The sequence below is a fragment of the Lawsonella clevelandensis genome (assembly GCF_001293125.1).
In the GTDB taxonomy this organism is placed as follows: domain Bacteria; phylum Actinomycetota; class Actinomycetes; order Mycobacteriales; family Mycobacteriaceae; genus Lawsonella; species Lawsonella clevelandensis.
The window spans coordinates 172690-195912 of sequence record NZ_CP009312.1; the positions used below are offsets into that span (position 1 = coordinate 172690).

Consider the following 23223-nt stretch of genomic DNA (forward strand, 5'->3'; position numbering starts at 1 on the left):
CCTAACAGGACGTGCAACAATATGACCGCATCTTGGACGAAAACGCTACGATCCCTCTCTGTAGCGGGTATCGCCGCCGCCTTGGCATTCACCCCGGCCCTCATGGGAAGCGCTAATGCCACCCCAGTCCGCCCGTGGATGAACACCGCACTCACTCCCGAGCAACGTGCCGACAAACTTCTCAAGGCCATGACGTTCTCCCAAAAAGTTCATATGACACACGGCCAGAAAATCTTCAAGGGAGATAAGGCCATCCCCGGCATCGGTTGGATTCCCCCAATCCCCGAACTGGGAGTACCACAGTTCGTCCAATCCGATGGTCCCGCTGGTGTCCGTAATGGTGACGACCTTGCATCCAAGTTCCCCTCCCCCATCGCCTACGCTGCATCCTGGGATCCGTCCATCCCCTACCTACAGGGACGCGTAGCTGGTGAGGAAGCCCGCGCTCTCGGTACCGACCAGCTCTATGGCCCTGGTTTTAACCTGGCCCGTAACCCGCTGGGTGGCCGTGGCTTTGAATACTACGGCGAAGACCCCTATCTGTCTGGCATGATGGCTGCCGCCAACGTTAAGGGCATTCAGTCCAACAAGGTCATTGCTACCCTCAAGCACTATGTTGCCAATAACCAGGAGATGCTCCGCAACTTCGGCTCCTCTAACGTGCCTGAGCGCGCCCTCAATGAGATGTACATGAAGCCGTTCCAGATTGCGATTGCAGAGTCGAATCCCGGCGGCGTGATGTGCTCCTATAACCAGATCAATGGTGTCCATGGATGTGGCAACTACTACACCCTGATGACATCACTGCGCCACCGTATGGGATTCAAGGGTTACGTTGGCACCGACCACCCAGCCTCCTGGTCCCCGACGGACCTCAAGAACGGTCTAAACGTTGAGATGCCCTTCAACGGCATGACTCGTGAACCCTTCATCCGTGCCGCTATCGCTGCTGGCAAGATGACTGAAAAAGACGTCGATGATCGTGTGCGGGAAACCCTTACCGTCATGTTCCGCTTCGGCCTCTTCGACCGGGATCACAAGGTTCGCCCCATTAACGTCGAACGCGGTTACCAGGCAGCCAAGAAAATTGCCCAGAAGGGCGCTGTTCTGCTAAAGAACAAGAACAACGCGCTGCCACTTTCTACTGCCTCCAGCAAGACCATTGCAGTCATCGGCAACCCGGCTAAGGACACCAAAGCTGTCACAGGCGATCCCATTCGCGCCTTCGCTGACCAGTTCGGTTCCTCTGCTACCAAAGCTATCCGTCAGGACAACGCACTAGCAGAAATCACCAAGCGGGCAAAGGGCTCGAAAGTCACCTACAACGCCTCCGATGACACCGCCGGCGCTGTCGCCAGCGCCAAGAAGGCTGATACCGCCCTCGTCTTCGTTGCACAGTCCTCTGCAGAGGCCTTTGACAACGAAACTATTGAGCTGAGCCGTTCTGACCAGGACCTCATCGATGCAGTCTCCAAGGTCAACAAGCGCACCATCGTCGTAATCTACACCGGCTACCCGGTCGCTATGCCGTGGCTCAACAAGGTGGAAGGTGTCCTCAACATGTGGGAGCCCGGTGAAGCCGGTGGTGCTGCAGTTGCTTCCCTGCTCTTCGGCGACGTCAACCCGTCCGGCCGCCTTCCGCAGACCTTCCCGGCAGCTGACGGTCAGTGGCCCGCTAACACCTTCAGCCAATTCCCCGGTGATGGTCTCGGCATGAACGTCAACTACACCGAAGGTATCTGGATCGGCTACCGCTGGTACCAGAAGCAGAACCTGCGTCCGCTCTTCCCCTTCGGATACGGCCTCTCTTACACCACCTTCAAGTACTCTGCACCGCGCCTCATTGCTACTTCAGGTGGAAAGAACACACCTATTAAGGTGAGCTTCACTGTCACCAACACAGGCAAGCGTGCTGGCTCTTCTGCCGCACAGATCTATGTTGGCAAGCCCCAGGCGGGTCTACCGGTTCCGGTGAAGGAACTTGGCGCCTACCAAATGGTGCACCTGAAGCCGGGCGAGTCCAAGACCGTTACTGTCACTATTGATCCGCTGCAGCTCTCCGTGTGGAATGACCAACTGAACAAGTTTGTCGTGAAGCCCGGCGTCTACAAGATCTACATTGGCCAGAACGTCGACAACACCCCGCTTTATCTCACATACACAGTGCGGTAACACCTTCCGAGTTAGCTAATACCCCCTCGGGATAGGTCTAATTCGGATGTGTCCTCACATCAGCTCAATTAACAGCCGGTGACTGCTTGTTTCAAAGTAGCCACCGGCTGTTGCTTATAGTGCGGAAGAGCGTAAATCATCGTCACGATTACCTACCGTTACGTCCCAAAGGGAATAACTTTAAAGGTGACCAATGATTCACTGTAAGGACGTGTTATCCCTATGTCTACACCACAGAAAAACACTGCGCGAGGACTCTTTACGCTAGGCATTGCCGCAGTCGTTGCCCTTACCCCTGCTCTTATGGGTAGCGCTGGTGCTACCCCGGCTCGGCCTTGGATGAACACCTCTCTCAGCCCAGAACAGCGCGCTGCCAAGCTGGTCTCGACAATGAATCTCTCCCAAAAGATTCATATGCTCTCCGGAACCAAGCTTTCCGGCCCGCACACCCCGGCCATCGGCTACATTCCTCCCATCCCTGAACTCGGCATTCCTGAGTTTGTCCAATCCGATGGCCCCGCCGGCGTCCGCAATGGCGCCGACCCTGCAACGAAGTTCCCGGCCCCACTCGCCTACGCCGCCTCATGGGATCCCGCGATTGCACAGCTCGAAGGTCGAGTAGCTGGCGAAGAAGCCCGCGCACTCGGCACCGATCAGCTCTATGGACCCGGGTTCAATATCGCTCGTAACCCGCTTGGCGGCCGTGGCTTTGAATACTACGGCGAAGACCCCTACCTGTCCGGCACGATGGCCACTGCCAATGTGAAAGGCATCCAGTCTGCTGGCGTTATCGCCACGCTCAAACACTTCGTGGTGAACAACCAGGAGACTGCTCGCAATATTGGCAATTCTCGGGTTCCCGAACGAGCTCTGCACGAAATCTACATGAAGCCGTTCGAGATGGCCGTCAAGCAAGCCGATCCTGGCTCTGTAATGTGCGCCTACAACGCCCTCAATGGTACACACGGATGCTCCAACTACTACACGCTCACCAAATACCTGCGTCATGCCTGGGGCTTTGACGGCTATGTCGTCACAGACTTCCCCGCATCGTGGTCTACCGAAGACTTCAAGAATGGTCTTAACGTCGAGATGCCACAGACCTTCACGTCATTCGAACCCACCGTACGACTCGCTATCAAGCAAGGTCGACTGAGCGAGAAGGACATCGATGCACGCGTCAAGGAGACGCTCACCGTTATGTTCCGCTTCGGCCTCTTCGACCGCACGAAGAAGATTCATCCTGTCAACGTGGCACGCGGTAATGCTGCGGCACAGAAGATCGCGGAACAAGGTGCCGTTCTGTTGAAGAACAAGAATGGTGCCTTGCCGTTGAAGACGAGCACTGCCCGACACATTGCCATCTTCGGTGAGCCTGCCAAGGTAGCCGTTGGCGGCGGTGGTTCCTCTAACGTTTCCGCTACTGAAACAGACACAGCTCTCGGCGAGATTACGAAGCGCTCACGTGGCGCAAAGGTTACCTTCTCCTCTGGTCTTAACCTCCTCAGCGCTGCGCAGAAAGCAAAGAAGGCCGACGTGGCCATCGTCTTCGTCACCAACCTCACCATGGAAGCGAAGGATCGCACCACCATCAACCTTTTGCCTGAGCAGACCGCGCTGATCGAAAAAGTCGCTGCTGCCAACAAGAACACAATTGTCGTTCTTAATACCGGAGGTCCCATTGCCATGCCGTGGCTACCGAAAGTCGCCGCAGTATTGAATATGTGGCAGCCCGGGCAAGCAGGTGGCAAAGCCACCACCGCACTCCTTTACGGTGATGTGAACCCCTCTGGCCACCTTCCGCAGACATTCCCCACGACCGACGGCCAGTGGCCTGCACACACCCTCGCACAGTTCCCGGGCGGTCCGCTTGGTCTCACCCCCACCTATAGTGAAGGAATCTATGTTGGATACCGCTGGTACCAGGCCCACAACCAAGTACCACTATTCCCCTTCGGCTACGGTCTCTCCTACACCACGTTCGCATATTCGGCACCACGCCTGCAGACAACCTCCGGTGCCGCCAACGCACCAATTAAGGTAACGTTTACCGTCACCAATACGGGTAAGCGACCTGGGGCGACTGTCCCCCAGGTCTACGTGGGGAAGCCACGCAATCAGGGTGTGCCAGTTCCACCGATGGAACTCGGCGGCTTCCAGAAGGTGTATCTGCGGCCGGGCGAGTCGAAGACGATCACGATTACAGTGCTGCCACAACAGCTCAGCTACTGGAACAGCACCATCCACAAGTTCGTGGTCATGCCAGGTGTCTACCGCATCTACCTAGGATCGAATGTGAAGGATACTCCCTACACGCTGAACTACACGGTACGTTAAGAAACTCATGACCATTCCAGTACACACTCGTGGCATGGTCTGAGCTCATCCGCTATCCCCTACCTGGTGGTCTCCTACCCCCAAAAGCAGGAGGCCACCAGTATCTTAACTACCGATCTCTCCTGCCAGGCTCTTTCACCTGCATCCCTCACTACGGGTAATCTGAGTTTATGTCCCAGCATCGGCGTCGTACTTCCGCATCTGCTCCGCTTCCTGCAGACGTTCAGCAGTACCGGCATCGTCTTCTCAGCCGTCTTGGCATTGGAGAGAATGTCATGCTGAGGGACTACAACCAGCTGCACCGTCGACTCCAGAAAGTCCGCTCGCTCAAATCCTGTGCAGCAATTGAGCATGATCTTGAATGCGCAGAACTGCGCCTCGAACTTCGCCGTGCGGCCCTTCCCCATCCTGATTACCCTGATCAGTTACCTATTACCTCCCGGCTAGAGGATATCCGTGAGGCACTACTGCATCACCAAGTGGTCGTAGTCGCAGGTGAAACTGGCTCAGGTAAAACGACGCAGCTTCCCAAGCTCTGTCTCGACCTAGGCTGGGGTGCAAGTGGCATTATCGGGCATACACAGCCTCGTCGAATTGCTGCACGATCAGTAGCAGAACGTATCGCTGACGAACTCGATTCCCCGCTAGGTGGATTAGTCGGCTACTCGGTTCGCTTCACAGACACGGTCTCGGAAGACACTTCCATTAAGGTGATGACGGATGGCATTCTCTTAGCAGAAATCCACCATGACCGGCTGCTACGCGCTTACGACACCATCATTATCGACGAGGCACACGAGCGAAGTCTCAACATCGACTTCCTCTTGGGATATCTCAAACAGATTTTGCCTCAGCGCCCCGACCTGCATGTCATCATTACGTCTGCGACGATTGAGACGGAACGTTTCGCCGAGCATTTCGCGGTGGAGGGTGAGCCTGCACCGATCATTGAGGTATCGGGGCGAACATATCCTGTTGAGATCCGCTATCGACCGGGTGAAGACGACGACGATCCCCTCGATGTTTTTGTGGACGCCATTACCGAACTCTATACCGAGTCCTCTCTAGAAGGCGGTGATATTCTAGCGTTCTTTCCGGGAGAACGGGAGATACGAGAAGCTGAGGAAGCACTGCGTCAGCAGCGTTTCCCCGCCCTCGACATTGTGCCACTTTTCGGGCGTCTTTCCGCTGCGGAACAGCACCGCGTATTCGAACCCCATGACATACAGCGGGTTGTATTAGCTACTAATGTGGCAGAAACATCGCTCACGGTGCCGGGGATTCGTTATGTTGTCGATACTGGTACTGCCCGCATCTCCCGCTACTCTCATCGGACGAAAATCCAACGCCTCCCTATAGAAGAAATATCACAAGCATCTGCACGCCAACGTTCGGGGCGCTGCGGGCGCCTTTCAGATGGTATTGCGTTAAGACTGTACTCCGAGGAAAACTTTGAGGCTCGTCCGGCTTATACCGAACCCGAGATTCTCCGCACGAATTTGGCTGCCGTCATTCTCCGCATGGCTGACCTTGGGTTCGGATCGGTGGAGGACTTCCCCTTCCTTGATCCCCCCGAATTGAGTTCTATCCGTGACGGCGTCCAGGTCCTTCGCGAGTTGGGTGCACTACGCGACGATATGGCTTTGACGGCAACTGGCCGGACAATGGCGCGCATCCCAACCGATCCGCGTCTTGCCCGAATACTGGTGGAAGCACAGCGCCGTGACATCCTAGGGGACGTCCTCCTTATTGTCGCTGGTCTCTCCCTCCAAGATATTCGAGAACGGCCGACAGAGCAGCAGCAGGAGGCGGACCAACTGCATGCACGTTTCCGCAATCCACAAAGTGATTTTCTTTCTTATCTTCAGCTCTGGGATTACCTTCGTGAGCAGCAGCACGAACTCTCTCGTTCAGCATTCCGCAAACTGTGCCGACGGGAGTTTCTCCACTGGATGCGCTACCGGGAATGGCTCGATCTCGTCCAACAGCTGAGCGAAATATGCCGGGACTTGAAATGGTCGTGGGTCCCCCATCAGGAGAAAGGCGGGGTCCAAGAGGACGACATCCATCGTGCACTATTGGCTGGGCTTCTTAGCCATATTGGTTCACGCATCGGCGAAACGCGAGACTACCAGGGTACACGGGGAAAACGATTCGCTATTTTCCCGAGTAGCGGTGTCGCGCGGAAGAACAGCTTCGTCATGGCCTATGAGATTGTGGAGACGTCTCGCGTGTGGGCCCGCACGGTAGCAACCGTTGAGCCTGAATGGGTGGAAAAAGCCGCTGGCGCCTCACTCTCCCGCCGTTACTCAGAACCACATTGGTCGCATTCGCGAGGTGAGGTGCAGGCCTATGAGACCACCAGTTTATGGGGAGTACCGCTGGTGGTCGATCGGCTCGTGTCGTACCGCAAGATTGACCCTGACCTTGCGCGCCACCTTTTTCTTTTACACGGGCTGGTCCAGGGTGATTGGGACCGACAGTATCCTTTTACTGCTGTCAATGATGCCACGATCCAACGTTTACAGGACTATGAAGAAAAGGCACGACAGCGTGGAAGCGTGGCCGACGAAGAGGCTTTAGCGACGCTCTTTGCCAAGGTCGTACCTGAACAGATCATGTCACAGGTGCAGTTTGACCAATGGTGGCGCCAAGCCAGTGCTGCTGATCGAGCTTCACTGGAATTCTCAGAAGAAGACATCAGGGCTGCCACTTCAGCCGGCGAGGATAGCAGTCTCTATCCTGATGAGCTATCAGGCTTCCCTTTGAAGTATGCCTTTAAACCGGGTTCTGCGGAAGACGGAATTTCGGTGGTTATTCCGCTCGCACAGCTTCCTGCGGTATCCCCCGCACCCTTCACATGGTTAGTGCCGGGGATGCGGGAGGAGCTCATCCTTGCTTTGTTGCGGGGATTGCCTAAAGAATATCGTCGTATGTTTATTCCCCTTCCTGAGACAGCCCAGGCCATGGCGGGAACCATAGTAGAAAATTACTCACGTGACTTCCGGCAGGCATTCCAGGAAGCCTTGCATCAGGTGCGTGGAGTGGCTGTCCCGCTCTCTGTCATCTCTGCTGCGGAGCTGCCTCAGCATTTGTGCATACGCTTTGTTGCCGTGGACGAGCGGGGACGCACTATTGATACAGCGCGAAACGTGCAAGAACTACAGGGCAGGCAACAGGGCACTAGCGCCCAAGCAATTAGCTCGACCTTCCGTACAGTGGAGAAGGGTCCTTTTTCTGCATGGACCGAGGAGATTGGAGATATTCTGCCGCAGATCTCGCAGGGTGACGTCACTGCATATCCTGCATTACTACGGAAAAAGGACGGATGGCATGTTCATGCTTATCCGAGTGCTACATCGGCGCAGGTGGCGCAGCATAAAGCACTAATAGCGTTGTTACTTGCTGAGCTTCCGCATGCTCGCCGTCAACTCTTTAATGGTATTCCCCAGGTTCAGCGCATGGCATTGCGGAGTTATCCCGGAGGTGAGGAGTCTCTCCGGGAGGATTGTCACCTTTGCGCAGTGCGGGATATTGTTGTGCAGGCTGGGGCTCCGACCCGCACGCTGGACGGTTACTCTTCTTTGCGCCAGAGTGCAGCTGAGAAAGTTCCCCCTCGTGAGCGTGCGATTGCGTTACTCGTTGCCCAAGCAGTGGAAGCTCGTCTGCAGGTGCTGGCTAATCTCCCGGATGGGGAGGGGATTGTGCAAGATGTTCGTGAGCAGGTGGAGTGGCTCACCTCGCCAGGTTTCGTCACGGCGCATGGGGCAGTTCGTGTGAAGCACATTCCTCGGTACTTGCAGGCCGCCCAGGAGCGTCTTGGCAAAGCCGTACTGTATGACGGCGAGTGGGAGGATCCGTGGTCTGCCTCGGTGGAGGCGTTCTACCGTGTCGAGGATGCATTGTGGGAAAAGTGTGGGGCTCCTGCACCTGAGGATTCGCTCGCTGTGAAAAAGGTGCGCTGGCTGTATGAGGAGTTTAAAGTGAGCACCTTTGCGCAGCAGCTAGGAACGGTGGAGAAAGTCTCCGAAAAGAAACTTATGCAGGAAATTGCTGTACTTCCCGTGCAGGTCTCACTGTAGGTGTAGGACCTCGAGTACACGGGGACATCATTCATCTTGTACTGACGATATGTGGTTTAAAGGTCATCATATCCGGTGGAACCTGCACCAATGTGTCCATGGTCGTGCCGCAAAGCTGCCATTTCTTCTTCGAAGTCTTCCAGAGAAGTGAAAGACTTGTAGACCGAGGCGAAACGGAGGTAGGCAACTTCGTCTAGTTCTCGGAGTGGCCCAAGGATCGCGAGGCCGACTTCGTGTGAAGGTATTTCGGATGCACCTGTTGATCGAACATTGGCCTCTACTTTTTCGACGAGTAACTTGAGTTCGTCTTCAGAGACATCTCGTCCTTGGCAGGCACGGCGAACACCTTGCAACACCTTGTCTCGAGAGAATGGTTCGGACAAACCGCTCCGTTTGATGACGTTGAGGATAGCCGTCTCATGGGTGGTAAAGCGTTTTCCGCAGTTAAGACATTCACGGCGTCGTCGGATAATTTTCCCACCGTCAATGGAACGAGAGTCGACAACACGGGACTGCGGCGAATGACAGAACGGACAGCGCATTGCGGCTCTACCTCTCACATACCCAAACGGCGGATGTGGACACTACTACAGCTTTATTGGAGGTGTCCGCTGACCATTATAAGCCTCAGGATCAATATATTGAGTCACAGACCCACAGGAACCACTAGAACTTGTCCTGGTAGGAGCGCAGCCGACTGTAGTTCATTAAGATCACGGATTCGATCAATAACAGCAGCAGTATCTGCGCGAGGAGCATAGTGGGACGCGATGCTTCCTAGCGTATCTCCAGTACGCACACTGATAGTCGTGAGAGACGTCGGGATAGACGCCGCCGGATCACCAACCAATTGGGCAATTGTAAAAGCGAGTACGCCAAGAGTCACCATCAGCACGACGATAATGGCCAGCTGCCCCCACACCGGATTGCGTAGAGCACCGAGAGAAGAACGCTGAACTACCGCGGACGACGATAGTGCGGAGTCATCACAAGGAGACACCACTCCCACTTGAGAACGAGCTGTACGGACACGTCGCGGACGCTCATAAACAAACGATCCACGACGTGCTCGTTGCCGCAATGAAGGGGACTGCACACGTGACTGAGCAGCAACTACAGCGGAAGAATCTGCGGGAACAGTCACCCGGAGCGGAATGCTGCGACCACTGCGGGAGAAGGTGACATAACCCCTCCCCCTATCGAACGCATTATCTAGCGTTAACGAATGGGGCACACTATCGGATTCAGTAGAACGCAGTGCTAAAGTACCATGCAAGGAAGATATCGTCACCATTTCTATGACCTCTTTCCCTTCGTCGTTGCTGGCTATAGAATTAGTATAGCTCATATTCGAACATGTGTACGAACTATTATGGAGATACCGTTGTTGTATCAAAGCCCTGTAACAAAATAAAGAAAACAACCGACATTCGCACAAATGTTTGATTTTGATAGATGCCGTCCGTAACCTGGAAGTAAGCCACTTTGACCAGCAGAGGAGTCAGTCATGGCAGCCGCATCCCGCCGACGTCCGAACTATCACGATCTGACTGACCGTCAACGCCGCATCTACGACTTCATTAAAGATGCCAATGACTTACGTGGCTATCCTCCCACCATTCGCGAGATCTGCGATGCGACTGGTCTCAACTCCACCTCATCGGTGTCCTACCAACTCGACAACCTGGAAAACTTCGGCTTCATTAAGCGTTTCCCCAATCAACCTCGGGCAATGCAGGTAGTAGACGTAGAGCACGTCCCGCAGGAACCGACATCTAGCTCCACATTCACCGATACCAATGGTGACGATACCGCTGCTTTCGTCCCTCTAGTGGGTCGTATCGCCGCCGGTGCTCCGATCCTGGCGGAGGAAAACATTGAAAATGTTATGCCCCTCCCCCGCGATGTAGTAGGTTACGGCGATCTCTTCATGCTGCGGGTAGTAGGTGAGTCGATGATCAACGCATCGATCTGTGATGGCGACTGGGTTATCGTCCGTTCCCAGAATGTCGCAGACAACGGCGACATTATTGCGGCCCTCATTGACGAAGAGGCAACGGTAAAGACTTTCGTCCACAACAACACCGGTATATGGCTTATGCCGCAAAATCCGGTTTTTGACCCCATCCCCGGTGAACACGCCCGCATTATGGGCAAAGTCGTTGCAGTACTCCGCAAGGTCTAGCGAGCCTACAGCGATCGACCTACCCAGATGACAGGATCAGGCGATTTATCCTGTCATCTCCTCTGAGAGTTCACCGACAGCACCTTCGTCCTCTTTAAGCTGAGCGAAGTAGTCTGCGGCAATACGGCGAGCATGGTGCGCGCCTTCAGCCTTAAGAACTTCCTGGGCCAACTCTTGGTAATGGTGCATATCCCATTTTTCGAGGACTACGCCCACCTCAGGTACTGCGTTTGGAGCCATGGAGAGAGCATCAACACCCATCCCCACGAAAACCTGCGCTAGATAGGGATCACTAGCTGACTCGCCACAAATAGAGACAGATTTACCGCACTTCTTGGCCGCTTCAATGACACTATTGATCAGCCGCAAACCTGCCGGTTGCCAGGGATCTGTAAGTTCAAAAAGGTCGGCGGAGAGACGATCCGCCGCCATAGTGTACTGAATCAAGTCGTTCGTACCAATGGAACAGAAATCGACCTCACGCATGAACATCTCAGCCATTATCGCGGTCGCCGGAACTTCCACGACAATGCCCGGAATAAGGCCGCGCTCGCGTACCATCGCCGCAAAATGCCGCGCTTCGGACACTCGTGAAATCATGGGGGCCATTACTCGCGGTGCAGTATCGTCCGACAAACCCGCCCGGCGCGCGCCCTCTGCAATTGCATCAAGTTGGCGAATGAGAAGATCCTCATTCTGCAGTCCAATGCGCACTCCCCTCATTCCTAGGGCTGGATTCTCCTCCCGCCCTGTATGCGCAAACTTCAGAGGTTTGTCAGACCCAGAATCCAAGGTGCGAATGGTCACCCTATTTCCGAATGCACGAAAAACCTTTTCGTAGATACTGGCCTGCTCGTCGACACTAGGTTCAACACTCCGGTTGATAAAACAGAGCTCGGTGCGGAAGAGACCCACTCCGTCCACCATGGTATGGCGAGCTTCGTCGATAGTATTCTCATCTTGCACGTTTGCTAGCAGTGAAACCGGCACTTTATCGCGAGTCTGTGCAGGACCCGACCATGTTTCTACCTGTTCGCGATGACGCTCATCTGAAGCGAGACGCTGGGCAACGACGGAGGTGGGGGGATTAGCAATCACCAAACCACGCACACCATCCAGCAGCGCACTCGTCCCCTCTGACAAGACAGTTAGATCCATCACACCAGTGACGTATGGGATACCCAACTGACGAGCGACAATAGCGATATGCCCAGTAAGACCGCCACGAATCGTGGCAATTGCACCAATTGAATTCGGATCGATTGCCGCAATATCAGCAGGTGCAAGTTCATCTGCGACGAGAATAGAAGAGGGGGTCAATTTGGGAAGACTTGGTTCGTCAATCCCCTGCAAACGTCGAGCAATGCGATCACGAATATCTCGGAGATCTGCCGTCCGTTCTGCAGCAAAACCGCCACGTCGTTCCAGCAGTTCGATGAAACGACCAATCTGGTGACCGGTGGCTGTTTCCGCAGTCATACCAGCGGTAATATCGCGTTCCGCCGGTCCGACCCATCCACGGTCAGTAACCAAATAGACGCTCGATCGGATGACGTCGGCGGTAACTCCCGTCAGTCGATCCGCTTGCTCACGTAATCCTGTCGCAACATCATCGAGGGCGTCATGGAACCGCTCAAGTTCCGCAGGACGATCAGCAACCTTAACTCGGTAGCCACGCCGGGGAAGTTCTGGCCCATGTCGGAACCACGCAACGGACCCATTAACGACGCCAGGTACTACGGCAATACCTTGTAGTGCTCTGCTCTGGCCATTGGTTGGTCCGGCGTTGTTCATATACACCTTCATCGCACTTCTTCCTCGGTGTTTCTTAGAGGAAACCTCTCATAACTCGATGAGCGACGGGGCCTCATGCTGGGCGGATGTCTTACACCCCTAAATATGCCCAATCCTTGCTACCCGGTCAAATTGCTGCATTAGCGACAACTGTGATTTTTTTCAATAGCAATTGCAACAGTTGCTGCAACCTCATTTTCCGACGAGCACGGCACGATTCAGTAAGATGATTGACGGAATATCTGATGATGTCCACCATGAGCGAACCCTTTTCTCTCCTTGCCTCATTTCTCGTTGTCGAGGTGGGCAAAGGTCTCACTTACAAGTGACAAAAGCAGCTAATCCCCTCCCTGGTTGCCGCTCCCCTGCATTCCACGACCCCGTAGGTAGTACGCGCGACGCGCCGGCACCGCACGCATAAATCACTCAGACAGAAAGGCTTGAGACAACCGCATGGCGCCTAGCTTCCTCACCATTCTGTCGGCAGATGCCGTCCTCCTCGACGTTGATCTCGGGGCCACGAAAAGTGACGTCATCACCGCTCTTGCTCAGCGCGTCGAAGACATCGGCCGATCTGGTGACGCACAACAACTTACACAAGATCTCCAGGCACGGGAAAACCAGTCTGCCACGGGGCTTCCGGGCGGCATCGCAATTCCCCATTGCCGTACGGAAGCTATTGCTTTCCCCACCATTGTCTTCGCACGCCTGTCCCATCCTGTCGATTTCGGTGCCACTGACGGGCCAGCCGATCTCATCTTCATGCTGGCGACACCGCTCGACGGACTCATCAGCCACACTAAGCTACTCTCCCGCCTAGCGCGTGCTCTTGTCCATGATGAAGTGCTGGCACAACTGCATGAAGCAGAAGAGCCCGCAGATGTCTTCCGACTCCTCAACGGCCCCCTAGGTAACTCGGGGCCACTCCTTCCGCCTACCCCCGCATGTAATCACAAAATCAAGCTTCTTGCGGTCACCGGCTGCCCCACCGGAATTGCCCATACCTATATGTCGGCGGAAGCACTTGAACAAGCCATTCAATCCCACTTCCCCGACGTCGAGCTGCATGTGGAGACACAAGGGGCAGGAGACGATACACAGCTAACAAGCCGGCAAATCGACAATGCCGACGTCGTTATTTTCGCGTCCGATGTGGCCATTCGCGGTCGGGATAGGTTTGTCAACCTTCCTTCTATTTCCGTCGGTGTCCGACAAGCTCTCAACTCCCCCAATACTGTCATCCAGCAAGCAGTCGAACTGGCCCGCCTCTCCCGCGGAGAAGCAGGTTTCGACAGTGAGAGCGCCCACCGAAACCGCCCCCACCGAACCCGTAGCACGTTTATCAAGAGCATTCCTGCATCTCTGCAAGGAAAGCTCTCGGGAATTGGACAAGCGGTAATGACAGGGGTCAGCTACATGATCCCGTTCATCGCTGCCGGAGGCCTTCTCATCGCTTTAGGGTTCCTTATTGGAGGATATGAAGTAGGAGGAGTGGCTCGGCAAGTGCTCACCCACTATTCCCTGAATGATCTTCCACCGCAGATGAGCTACCTGGTTGGAGACCGCCATGGTTTACAGCTCACAACGAGTAGAAGTGGCGTAGCGCTCTACATCGGCTCGGTGTTTTACGCCTTAGGACAGATGGCGATGAGTTTCATTATTCCGGTCCTCTCCGGATACATCGCTTACGGGCTAGGTGGGCGTCCAGCAATCGCACCAGGCTTTGTCGGAGGTGCAGTATCTGTATTCCTCGGAGCCGGTTTCCTGGGTGGGATTGTGACGGGTCTCCTCGCTGGCTTAGTCGTACTGCTCTTCCGACTGATCCCCGTCCCGCAGTGGCTAGAAACACTCATGCCGGTCGTTATTCTGCCGCTCTTGGGCAGCCTCATTGTGGGGTCTCTGATGGTATTTGGCTTAGGCAAACCCCTAGCGTGGGCCATGAGCGGGCTCCAAACGTGGCTTGCTGGAATGAGCGATACCTCAGCAGTTCTGTTAGGAGTTCTTCTGGGCGTCATGATGTGCTCCGACCTAGGTGGGCCGATCAACAAATCTGCATATCTTTTCGCCACCGCTGGTTTAGCAGCGCAATCAGGAGCAGCCTTTTCCGTCATGGCAGCGACGATGGCGGCTGGTATGGTACCTCCGCTAGGTCTCGCTCTTGCAACCGTCATCCGCAAGCATCTTTTCACCTCCAATGAACAGCAGAACGGTAAAGCGGCCTGGCTGCTTGGTTTTTCTTTCGTGACGGAAGGGGCCGTGCCTTTCGCTGCATCCGATCCACTCCGTGTTCTCCCCGCCACTACGCTAGGCGGAGCAGTTGCGGGTGGTCTCTCTATGGCTCTCCACGTTGGGTGTAGAGCCCCGCATGGAGGAATCTTCGTCCTCTTTGCTATGGACAACCCGTTAGGATTCCTTGCTGCCGTGGCGGCCGGAACCGCAACGACTACTATCGTCGTCATCTTCCTGAAAGCGGTGCTGAGGAGGAAGAATGCTGGCCATAAAACCGCACCGGCGGCAGCATAAGTTAGTTGACGAGATGTCCGAGAGAGTGAATATGGTGGCTCCGTTCGCCATTTTTCGCCCTCACCCTTGCGTAAAGTAGAATCATTGCAAGAAGCTTCACAGAGACCTGAGGAATTATGACTGCGAAAGATGTTGTTGTTGGCTCCGCTATTGGCCTTCACGCGCGCCCGGCCGGCATTATCTCCGATGCTGCTGCCAAGTTTGATGAAGAAATCACCATCGCAGTTGACGGCGAAGAACCAGTGAATGCCACTTCCGCACTGCTCATCATGAGCCTCGGCGTGGAACATGGCCAGACCGTCACCATTGAGTCGGAGAATGTCGCCGCTGTGGACGCCATCGCCGACTTGGTTGCGCAGGACCTAGACGCGGAATAATTCAAGCTGTTGCGCTAGCGCGCGCGGAACACGGGCTTCGATGGTCGTCCCATCGGGCCCGTGTTCTTCATTAAGCACCCGCCCATGTTCATACAAGCGGGAGACGAGCTCACCGTGGTCATAGGGAATAAGCGCGTGAACGGTGGTTTCACGTTCATCAAGTAGATGGGAGAGAGCCACTAGGAAATCGTCCATCCCCTCCCTTGTGCGTGCAGACACGAAAACAGCATCCGGGATCTCGCTCCGCAATTGCGCTAACGTCAGCGGCTCAGCTGCATCACATTTATTGATAACAATGACGGTCGGCGGTAGGTCAATCCCATATTCCGCAACCACATCCGCCAACACATCGTTGACTGACTCGACCTGTTGCAGCGGGAAGTCGTCGGAGCCGTCGACAACCTGCACGATAATGTCAGCATCAGCTACTTCTTCCAGCGTGGAGCGGAAAGCTTCGACGAGTTGGGTGGGAAGGTAGCGAACGAATCCGACAGTGTCAGTCAAGACAACTGAGTGACCGTCGGGAAGCTCTGCACGACGAGTGGTGGGATCCAACGTCGCGAAGAGGGCATCCTGGACGAGCACACCGGCGCCGGTAATACGGTTCAGCAAGCTGGATTTACCCGCATTGGTGTATCCCACGATGACAATCGAGGGGGTATCCCCCGCACGCCGCCGTTGTCGCTTGGTTTGTCGAGACATTTTCATCTCCGCCAGCTCACGGCGCAGTTTGGCCATACGATGCCGAATGCGGCGTCGATCAGTTTCGATCTTGGTTTCACCCGGACCACGCAGGCCGACACCGCCGTTGGAACCAGCGCGACCACCCGCCTGCCGCGACAGAGTATCACCCCAACCTCGCAGGCGAGGCAACATGTACTCCATCTGTGCCAGTGTGACCTGTGCTTTGCCCTCTGAGGAGGAAGCATGTTGGGCAAAGATATCCAAGATGAGCGCGGTACGGTCAATTACTTTTACGTTAATGGCTTTTTCTAGCGCAATGAGTTGACCTGCAGAAAGTTCACCATCACAGATGACGGTATCTGCGCCGAGCGCATCGACCACCTGCTTTACTTCCCGCACTTTTCCCGATCCGATGTAAGTGGCAGGATCCGGCTTATCACGCCGCTGAATCAACACGTCGAGTACCGCAGCTCCAGCAGTTTCTGCAAGTGCCGCTAGTTCAGCCATAGCCGCTTCAGCCTGTGCAACTGACCCCTCGGTCCAGACACCAACCAAGACGACTTTCTCTAAACGAAGCTCTCGATACTCGGCATCGGTGATGTCCTGGAGTTCGGTGGAAAGACCCACCACATGGCGTAAGGAGGATCGCTCCTCCAATTCCATTTCACCGCGGGTTGGTTCACGCATAAGGCTCGAGGTACTCTCCTTCAGCAACGATGACGGATGGGCCGCGGAGGAAACTAGTCTCCGGGGTAAATCTCACTTGGAGTTCACCACCGGGGACAGAAATAGTGACTGCGCCATTTTCTATACCGGCATCAGCGAGGGCCGCAAAGGCACTGGCGACAGTACCAGTACCGCAGGATTGAGTCTCTCCCACACCACGTTCATAGACCCGCATGGAGGTATGTCCGTCTACAAGCGGGGTAAGAATCTCTAGGTTGGTTCCTGCCGGGAAAAATTCTGTATCGAGCTCTGGGGGCTGACGGAAATCCATCGCGGCCAGCTGTTCCGCAGTGAGGTTCGACAGGACACATGCAAGATGCGGGTTACCAATAGAAAGCGCGAGCCCGGCGACATGCTGACCGGCGAACTCTGCCGAGGAGATTCCCATCAGCTCAACTTCCCCCATCGCGATCTCTACATCGGCCCAGGTGCCATTATCCGCGTATTCGTGAATGTGGAACTCTTTCCTGCCCGCCCGAGTTCCGAATGCCCCCTGTTCGGTATCTGCTGGCAAAAAACCGCGAGCGGTAAGGACATGTGCACAGACACGAGCACCGTTTCCACACATCTCGGCGATACTGCCGTCCGCGTTCCGGTAATCCATGAACCACTCATCAGGGTGGACTCCGGTGGGCAATGCCGCGAGTTCCCCCGCTACAAGCAAATCTTTAGCGCGACTCAAGCGAATGACACCATCGGCACCGATACCTGCGCGTCGATCGCACAACTGAGCAACATAGGGGGCGCTGAGGCGCAGTGCACACTCTGGATCGGGAAGAACAACGAAGTCGTTCTGCGTTCCGTGAGCTTTAAGAAAGATCATGCAGACAGCCTACTAGCAGAGCATCTTGTTTGCCGCCTCCTGAAGGATGGCGACAGCAGAGTTGCGTTTTTCTACAGTGAAGCGGGCTTCAGGTCCAGAGACGGAAAGCGCGATAGGAGTGGAACCAACGACGCGTGCTACTGCAACACACCGTACACCGGCTTCTTTTTCCTGTTCATCGGTGGCATAACCAGCCTCCCGGACAATGCGGATGTGCTCGAGAAACGCGTCCGGGTCGGTGATGGTGTGCTCGGTATCAGGGCGCATACCTTGCGTCTCCAGCATTCTCATAATGGTGACGTCGTCTAAGCACGCGACGAGTGCTTTACCCACAGCAGTGCTGTGAACACCAACTCGCCGGCCTACTTCGGTGAACATGCGCATCATATGAGGTGAGGGAACACCTGCCATGTAGACCGCCTGGTTCCCATCGAGCATTGCCATATTGGCGGTTTCACCGGTGTAGTCAACGAGGCGTTGCAGAGTGGGCTTAACCCAGTCACCCACTAGCCGGCCGGCGCTTTCTCCCAAGCGTACGAGCCGGACACCTAGTGCATAGTGGCGATTGGCTTCTTGTCGAACATAGCCGGCATCTCGCATGGTCCCGATAAGCCGGTGAATGGTGGCGACAGGAAGAGCGGTGTGGGTGACGAGATCAGAGAGAGAGGCCATCCCTCCCAGATCAGCCAATGCATCAAGCAATTGGAGAGAACGGTCCACGGATTGAACGTGTCCTCGCTTCGAGTCATCACCGCTAAACCGGAAGACTGACTCATCAACCATTGCCTATTGTCCTTATCGTGTGAAAAAGCCTACAAGTAATGTTCCCGACAACTACGGTGTCTCCCGTAGTGCTGGAAGGGCGTTATAAACTTCGTCAGCAAGAGAATCCGTGGATGCTGTACACCAGTTTATCCTCTCGTCTCGTTTAAACCAGGACCGCTGGCGACGAACATAGCGCCTAGTTGCCACAAAGGTGCTTTCCACTGCTTCTTCTACGGAAAGACGATGGTCAATGACGTCTAAGGCTTGGGTATAACCAATCGCACGGGCGGCAGTTACACCTTCCCGAAGACCATCGTCACACAGCGCCCGCGCTTCCTCCACCAATCCATCTGCAAACATTTGCTGAGTCCGGTGCAGTAGGAGGGGGTCAAGCCACTCAACATTGGTAGCTAGACCAACAATGTGGGTCCCCCATTGGGGAGGCTCCCCCCGGTGCGGTTGAGAGGCAGTGAAGGGCTGGCCGGTAAGGTCCATTACTTCCAGAGCACGCACCGTACGACGTGGGTCTGATGGGAGAATCGTCTGCGCGGCCGCTGGATCCCGCTCGGCCAATTCGCGGTGTAGATCCGCGACACCCCGCTCAGCAAGCTGGGCTTCCCAATAAGCACGCACCGTTGGATCAGTCGGAGGGAAGCGCCAGTCGTCGAGCAAAGACTGAATGTAGAGCATGGATCCTCCCACAATAATGGGGATAATCCCAGCACTGCGTAGACGTTCGATGTCTGTTCGAGCCGCCTCTTGATAGCGAGCAACGGTAGCTGTTTCAGTTACCTCCAGCACATCAATCTGGTGGTGCGCGATCCCTCGGCGTTCTGCCACGGGTGTTTTGGCAGTTCCAATATCCATTCCTCGGTACTGCTGCATGGCGTCACAGTTCACAATTTCGCCACCTAGACGCTCTGCGAGCGCAAGACCGAGTGCTGACTTTCCGGATCCAGTAGGACCGACGACGGCAACCGGAGTGGGTAGAGTCGTTGGCATCGTGAGGGTTTCTTTCGTCGTTGGGATCTGCTGTAGTTATCTTCCCACATCTCGAAATTCTTGCGGTTTTTAGGCAAGAATAGGGTGTAACTCGTTACTCTGAAGATATGCACCTTCTTGTGGAGAAGGTGCTGCACTTTCACTTTGGCAGCCGTGTCGCGCGGCAGAGATGAGGCAGAAATGTCCGATACCACACCGTCCCCTACCCCTTCATCCCCTGTCCCCCCTACCTCCGGTACCCCTGCTGCAGGTCCGAGTCCAGCACAATTACGCCGACGTACCACCGTGGTAGCTCCTCCGCGTTCACAGCCGGAAAAATGGGGCCGTGTTGACGAAGACGGCTCAGCATGGGTGAAGACGGCAGACGGAGAGCGCCTCATCGGGACATGGCAGGCTGGTGCCCCCGAAGAAGGACTCGCCCATTTCGGCCGCCGTTATGATGATCTCGTTACTGAGGTCGCTCTGCTTGAGCGGCGTCTCGAAAGCCATCCAGTGGAAGCTACTGCGACGCGCAAGCACGCAGCAGACTTGAAAGAATCCCTGGCTACGGCTGCAGTTATTGGCGATCTTGCGGCGCTCGATGAGCGTCTACAAGAAGTCGTGGCAAAGTCCTTTACTGCCGAGGAGAAGGCAAAAGAACTCCGCCAGCAGCGTCGTAATGCCGCGATTGCGCGGAAGACAAAGCTTGTTGAAGAAGCTGAAGCAATTGGTGCATCTGCCACGTCATGGAAGCAATCTGGGGACCGCTTGCGGGACATCTTGGAGGAATGGAAGACCATTCACGGTATTGATCGGAAAACTGACGACGCGTTGTGGAAGCGCTTCTCTCGCGCCCGGGAAAGTTTTAACCGGCGTCGTGGTTCTCACTTTGCAGAACTCGACCGGGTGCGTGCAGCAGCTGCGCGACGTAAGGAAGAGCTTGTAGCCGCGGCAGAAGCACTGCAAGATTCTGAGGAATGGAATGACACAGCTGCCGAATACCGGCATTTGATGTCCGAATGGAAGAAGGCAGGTCGCGCGCAGAAGGACGTGGATGACTCCTTGTGGGAACGCTTCAAGAAGGCTCAGGATAACTTCTTCGATCGCCGCAAGGCTGTAATGGATCAGCGGGACTCGGAGTTTGCAGCCAATGGTGCGGCGAAGCGCGCCCTCCTCGATGAGTATTCGCCGCGTATTGATGCCGCGGAGAACTATGATGAGGCTCGTTCGTTAGTGAGCGAACTAGTGGGCAAATGGGAGCAGATTGGGCGTGTCCCACGTGCCGACATGCGTCCTTTCGACGACGCGTTGCGGAACCTGGAACGCCATGTTGCCGATATGGAAAAAGCTGAGTGGCAGCGGACAGATCCGGAAGTGCAGGCCCGCGCGCAGCAGTTCTGGGACCGTGTCAAGGACTTTGAGGCTCAGGCGGAAAAGGCAGAAAAAGCTGGCCGCACCAAGGATGCGGAAAAGGCGCGCGCACAGGCTGCCCAATGGACTGAGTGGGCGAAGGCCGCAGAGGACTCACTCAACGGGCTGTAGAGGCATCACATTGTTGTCGCCATATATCGATAGGTGAAGAAAGCTCGGGTACACGCTGCATACCCGAGCTTTCTTCACCCCGCCGACTAGGCTTCCACGGTGCGGAACGTGGGTATTCCCAGCCCTGTTCCCACCGGCTTTACTTGGGGCCGAATCCCGGCCACGTAGTTATTCCCAGCTTTGGTGTGCCGCGCGGAAAGGATACCGTCGTCGGCGAGAAGGTGGTGGGGAGCCGCATCGGTGATCGCGACGGTGACCATATCTCCAGGGCGAACAGTTTCAGCACTGTGATCGGTGAAGTGGACAAGCCGACCGCAGCGAGTACGGCCGCTGCGGCGTTGGGTGGCATTGTTTTTCCGGCCGTCGTGTGTGGTGACAAGAAGTTCCTGCGTTGACCCCACAAGCTTCTGGTTTTCTTCTAGGGTGATGCGTTCCTGCAGTGCTACCAACCGGTCGTAGCGTTCTTGGACTACACCCGCGGGTACTTGGTCTTCCATTTCCGCTGCTGGCGTACCGGGGCGGGGTGAGTATTGGAACGTAAATGCACTGCTGAAGCGGACGCGTTCGACGACCTTGAGGGTTTCTTGGAAGTCCTCTTCCGTCTCTCCGGGGAATCCGACAATGATATCGGTCGTGATGGCAGCGTTGGGGAGGTGCTCCCGAACATTATCGACGATGCCGAGAAACCGCTTTTGTCGATAGGAGCGGCGCATAGCACGCAGAATCCTGTCTGAACCAGATTGCAGTGGCATATGGAGTTGTGGGCACACCGTGGGGACTTCTGCCATAGCTAGCACGACATCTTCGGTGAATTGTGCTGGATGGGGCGAGGTAAACTTCAGACGTTCCAGTCCGGGGATCTCTCCACAAGCTCTCAATAGTTCAGAGAAGGCTTGCCGATTCCGCGGGCGTTGCGGGTCGGCAAAGCTCATTCCGTAGGAGTTGACGTTCTGTCCGAGCAGGGTGATTTCCTGAATGCCTTCGTCAACGAGGCTCTGGACTTCCGCAACAACATCTGTTGGTGGACGATCGATCTCTTTGCCGCGAAGTGAAGGGACGATACAGAATGTGCACGTGTTATTGCATCCGACGGAGATTGACACCCAGGCGGCATAGGACGATTCTCGCTTTGCCGGGAGGGTCGAGGGGAATTCTTTGAGGGACTCGTAAATCTCGACTTGTGCTTCCTGGTTGTGCCGAGCACGGCGTAAGAGTATGGGAAGCGAGCCGAGGTTATGCGTTCCGAAGACAACATCTACCCATGGTGCACGGGCAAGGACGTCGTCTTTGTCTTTTTGGGCAAGACAGCCGCCGACAGCAAATTGTAGGCGGGGATTGTCGTCTTTCAGGGGGCGGAGGAGACCTAACGTTCCGTAGAGGCGGTTGGCTGCGTTTTCGCGCACAGCACAGGTATTGAACACGATGAGATCTGGTGTTCCTTTGCCTTCGAAGCTGGTGTAGCCATCTGCTTCGAGAACTCCTGCGATCCGTTCGGAATCGTGGACATTCATCTGGCACCCAAAGGTGCGGATCTCGTATTGCCTGCGCTCCACTGTGCTCCCCTCCTGTCTGGATGCTGCTTGTCGTGGGCAGGTCTTCCAGTTTACCCGAGCTGGGGAACTTCTCTTATTCCGTAGACGAATTCGCGCGATGCTCGGTTAAGGCATCCTGGGTGACGCGCTGTGCCAATTCACTGGAAAACCCTCGCCGAGCCAGCATGTTGTAGAGGCGGCGCTGTTGTTTGCGGTAAATCTCACGGTCACTAAGGCTAGCCGGATCGATCGCTCGTAGTTTTCGGGAGAGCAGCATTCGTGCACTGTCCTCTTCTATTTCTGGCGAAAGGCTCTCGAGTACCGCGTCAATGACAGGAGTGGGGATCCCTTTGTGACGTAGTTCTTGACGAAGGACGCTTTTCCCTCGCGCACTGTGTTGGGCGCGCGAGGTAACCCATTCGCGGGCAAACCGCTCATCATCGAGCAGCTTAATCTCGAGAAAGCGTGTGACGAGGTCGTCCACAATTTCTGTAGGAAAGCCTTTGTCACGGAGACGATCGGTAAGTTCCTTGCTACTCCGTTCGCGTATAGAAAGGAGTCGCAGCGCCGCCTCTCTAGCACGATCACGAAGGTCATCGGCGAGATTGTCTCCACTATAAGACGATGCGGACAACACACTCTCCGTTGCCGCTCGAAGAGTCTGAAGGGTGCGCTGCTGGTGGCCGTTATCCGTCGTCAA

General features: G+C 55.5%; 16 protein-coding genes. 7 read left to right on the plus strand and 9 right to left on the minus strand.

Annotation, left to right across the window (positions count from 1 at the left end):
• Positions 1 to 21 precede the first annotated feature (21 nt).
• From IY73_RS00815 to hrpA, 3 genes are all read left to right on the plus strand, one after another.
• A complete protein-coding gene (locus IY73_RS00815; RefSeq protein ID WP_053961390.1) occupies positions 22 to 2172 on the plus strand; it encodes a glycoside hydrolase family 3 C-terminal domain-containing protein in 2151 nt (716 codons plus the stop codon).
• A 222-nt stretch (positions 2173 to 2394) separates the two neighbouring features.
• On the plus strand, positions 2395 to 4509 hold the full coding sequence (locus IY73_RS00820) for a beta-glucosidase (protein WP_053961391.1): 2115 nt from the start codon (positions 2395 to 2397) through the stop codon (positions 4507 to 4509).
• A gap of 170 nt (positions 4510 to 4679) precedes the next feature.
• Positions 4680 to 8591, plus strand: coding sequence for an ATP-dependent RNA helicase HrpA (gene hrpA / locus IY73_RS00825; protein WP_199397490.1), 3912 nt, complete (start codon positions 4680 to 4682; stop codon positions 8589 to 8591).
• A gap of 56 nt (positions 8592 to 8647) precedes the next feature.
• On the opposite strand, the gene nrdR is transcribed toward hrpA, so the two are convergent.
• Both nrdR and IY73_RS08445 read right to left on the minus strand, forming a co-directional pair.
• Positions 8648 to 9133, minus strand: coding sequence for a transcriptional regulator NrdR (nrdR, locus tag IY73_RS00830; RefSeq protein ID WP_053961394.1), 486 nt, complete (start codon positions 9131 to 9133; stop codon positions 8648 to 8650).
• 104 nt (positions 9134 to 9237) lie between these two features.
• Positions 9238 to 9885, minus strand: coding sequence for a LysM peptidoglycan-binding domain-containing protein (locus IY73_RS08445; RefSeq protein WP_199397491.1), 648 nt, complete (start codon positions 9883 to 9885; stop codon positions 9238 to 9240).
• A 213-nt stretch (positions 9886 to 10098) separates the two neighbouring features.
• Between IY73_RS08445 and lexA the strand changes: the two genes are divergently transcribed.
• Positions 10099 to 10776 (plus strand): transcriptional repressor LexA, encoded by a 678-nt coding sequence (gene lexA / locus IY73_RS00835; protein WP_053961395.1) that lies wholly within the window; start codon positions 10099 to 10101, stop codon positions 10774 to 10776.
• Positions 10777 to 10821: 45 nt separating this feature from the next.
• On the opposite strand, the gene IY73_RS00840 is transcribed toward lexA, so the two are convergent.
• Positions 10822 to 12582, minus strand: a complete 1761-nt coding sequence (locus IY73_RS00840) for a phosphoenolpyruvate--protein phosphotransferase (protein ID WP_053961396.1) — start codon at positions 12580 to 12582, stop codon at positions 10822 to 10824.
• A 441-nt stretch (positions 12583 to 13023) separates the two neighbouring features.
• On the opposite strand from IY73_RS00840, the gene IY73_RS00845 reads away from it, so the two are divergent.
• Positions 13024 to 15093 (plus strand): PTS fructose transporter subunit IIABC, encoded by a 2070-nt coding sequence (locus IY73_RS00845; protein WP_053961397.1) that lies wholly within the window; start codon positions 13024 to 13026, stop codon positions 15091 to 15093.
• Positions 15094 to 15209: 116 nt separating this feature from the next.
• Positions 15210 to 15470: an HPr family phosphocarrier protein gene (locus IY73_RS00850; protein WP_053961398.1), complete on the plus strand. Its 261-nt coding sequence runs from the start codon at positions 15210 to 15212 to the stop codon at positions 15468 to 15470.
• Here IY73_RS00850 and hflX read toward each other — a convergent pair.
• Genes hflX through miaA form a run of 4 tightly spaced genes read right to left on the minus strand, consistent with a single transcriptional unit; the run spans position 15456 to position 19470 of the window.
• Positions 15456 to 16841 carry a GTPase HflX gene (gene hflX / locus IY73_RS00855; protein WP_053961399.1) on the minus strand — a complete coding sequence of 462 codons (1386 nt, stop codon included), beginning with the start codon at positions 16839 to 16841 and terminating at the stop codon, positions 15456 to 15458. The two genes, IY73_RS00850 and hflX, sit on opposite strands and share 15 nt — an antisense overlap.
• Positions 16834 to 17703, minus strand: coding sequence for a diaminopimelate epimerase (gene dapF / locus IY73_RS00860; RefSeq protein ID WP_053961400.1), 870 nt, complete (start codon positions 17701 to 17703; stop codon positions 16834 to 16836). Before dapF ends, hflX begins: the two co-directional genes overlap by 8 nt.
• A gap of 12 nt (positions 17704 to 17715) precedes the next feature.
• Positions 17716 to 18486, minus strand: a complete 771-nt coding sequence (locus IY73_RS00865; RefSeq protein ID WP_053961401.1) for an IclR family transcriptional regulator — start codon at positions 18484 to 18486, stop codon at positions 17716 to 17718.
• A gap of 51 nt (positions 18487 to 18537) precedes the next feature.
• Positions 18538 to 19470 carry a tRNA (adenosine(37)-N6)-dimethylallyltransferase MiaA gene (miaA, locus tag IY73_RS00870; protein ID WP_053978671.1) on the minus strand — a complete coding sequence of 311 codons (933 nt, stop codon included), beginning with the start codon at positions 19468 to 19470 and terminating at the stop codon, positions 18538 to 18540.
• Between the two features lie 180 nt (positions 19471 to 19650).
• Between miaA and IY73_RS00875 the strand changes: the two genes are divergently transcribed.
• Positions 19651 to 20991, plus strand: coding sequence for a DUF349 domain-containing protein (locus IY73_RS00875; protein WP_053978672.1), 1341 nt, complete (start codon positions 19651 to 19653; stop codon positions 20989 to 20991).
• 86 nt (positions 20992 to 21077) lie between these two features.
• Here the strand turns inward: IY73_RS00875 and miaB are convergent, their stop codons facing one another.
• A complete protein-coding gene (gene miaB / locus IY73_RS00880) occupies positions 21078 to 22544 on the minus strand; it encodes a tRNA (N6-isopentenyl adenosine(37)-C2)-methylthiotransferase MiaB (RefSeq protein WP_053978673.1) in 1467 nt (488 codons plus the stop codon).
• 73 nt (positions 22545 to 22617) lie between these two features.
• Positions 22618 to 23223, minus strand: coding sequence for a regulatory protein RecX (locus IY73_RS07965; RefSeq protein WP_082345266.1), 606 nt, complete (start codon positions 23221 to 23223; stop codon positions 22618 to 22620).